At 58.8% G+C, this 2,017-nt stretch carries 1 protein-coding gene and 1 pseudogene; both read right to left on the bottom strand.

Annotated elements, in window-relative coordinates:
- Nucleotides 1-552 (bottom strand): annotated as a pseudogene (locus AC1DWI_RS21005) (PrkA family serine protein kinase); the annotation flags it as partial.
- Nucleotides 553-1,005: 453 nt separating this feature from the next.
- A complete protein-coding gene (locus AC1DWI_RS21000; protein WP_477669117.1) occupies nt 1,006-1,953 on the bottom strand; it encodes a DMT family transporter in 948 nt (315 codons plus the stop codon).
- Between the last annotated feature and the right edge of the window lie 64 nt (nt 1,954-2,017).

Genomic DNA, 2,017 nt, shown 5'->3' with positions numbered 1-2,017 from the left:
GCCGTACTCCTCGAGGCGCTTGACCGCCCACGGCGACATGACTCGCTGCAGGTAACGCGGTGCAATGCCGTACTGGGACTCGAGCAGCGGAAGGTCCTCTGCATTATTGAACAGGCTGAGCGGAGACTCATTAACAGGCGATCCCTTCAAGGCGTAAAAAGGTACTTGCTCCATCAGCTGTTTGAGCCGCTCGGCGATCGACGATTTGCCGCCACCCACAGGGCCCAGCAAATAGAGGATTTGTTTTTTCTCTTCCAGGCCCTGCGCAGCATGGCGGAAATAGGAAACCACCTGTTCGATGGGATCCTCCAGGCCGTAAAAGTCGCGGAACGCCGGGTAGATCTTGATGACCTTGTTGCCGAACAGACGCGACAGGCGCTGGTCATGCCGGGTGTCCAGCAGTTCAGGCTCACCAATGGCGGCGAGCATGCGCTCAGCCGCGGTGGCGTAGACGAGAGGACTGCGCTTGCAGGCGTCGAGGTAGTCCTCGATGGACAACTCCTCTTCTCGCGTCTGTTCATAACGCGTCAGAAAATTACGGACGACATCCATAAAGCCTCCTTTGCGCGCGGGAACCGAAGCACCCCGACTCATGATGGAAATCTGCTTCAGATTCCGCGCAATGCATCGACTGTTATCTCACACCATGCGATTGGTAGATCGCAGCATCAACGGAAAGTTCCAGGGAACAATCGTTTCCATTATTTTCCAAATGCGCGAATAGGTACAGCGTATTTTTTAACGAATGCGGGCGATATGTATGCGTGTGTGCACCTTGCCGGAACCATCGCACGTCCGTCTTCATGGTCGTTGAGTTTGCTATCTTTTTAATAGCTGAGTGCGCAGGCGATCTGGCAGCTTTGAAGGTTTTGTTGAAGAATGAAAAATCGCTGGCCGTGATTCATTTCAAAGCCGAAGCGCATTCAACAGACAAAAATCAGACACACGCGTTGCATGGACAAACAGCAGACCGCAAGCTGAAGTCACCAATGCGTGTCAGGAATTTCAAGTGCCTTCTGTCAGTATCGGCCCTGAATGTTTTTTAGTCAGCCCTTTGTCGGCGCCCGTTACAAAAAATACGCCGGGCAGTATCAATGCGGCACCCACCGCGTGGTGCCAGCCCAACGGTTCGCCCAGCACGCCCCAGGCAGCCAGCGCCGCATAGAGAGGACCCAGGTACAGCGACACTGCCACACGGCTGGCACCCAGGATTTTTTGCGCCCAGCCGTAAATCCAGTAAGCGCCCAGCCCCGGCACAATTGCGGCCACCACGATCAGCCACAGCCCGTAGCCGCTTAACGACAGGGCATCAGGCCGCGACATTTCCCAAACAGTCAAGGGAAGCAAGACCAGGCTACCGCCTACGCAGATGGCCGCCAGCCTGGCCGTGGCGCCAAGCGGGCTGGGCCACTGCTTTTGCAGCAAGGCATAGGCAGCCCATGACACCGTGGCAGCCACGATCCACAGGTCTCCTGCCGAGAACTGCACGCCAGCCAGTGCGGTCCATTGGCCTTTGACCACGACGTGCACCACACCGGCGATGGCCAGCAGCACCCCCAGGCCCTGGCGCAGGCCCAGGCGCTCACCGAGCCAGATCACTGCCCCCAGACCTATCAGCACCGGCGACGCTGCATAAATAAGCGCGATATTCATCGCACCGGTGGACCGCGCCCCCTGGTAAACCCAGGCGCCGCAAATCACCATGCCCAAGGTACCGAGCACCAGATACTGCCACCACACTTTGGCGATGTGGCCGCGCTGGCGCCACAGCTCGGACCGCGTAAGCAGCAGCAGAAGCAACGCCGCCAGGCCCCAGCGCCCGAAAGCCAGCAGATAAGGGCCTATCACGCCCGGCGCCTTGCGCGCCACGATGTAGTTGACTGTCCAGAGCGCCGGTACCAACCAGAGCAAGGCCAACGCCTGGCGCGCCTGTTTTTGCGCGGAATCAGGCATCGGCCATGGCGGTGGTGTCGGCTAGCGTCGATGGCGACGAAGCCGGCATTTCGTGTGCCAGCGC

Source organism: Polaromonas sp. P3_C2 (genome assembly GCF_056402675.1).
This window is presented reverse-complemented; position numbering and strand designations above follow the sequence as displayed.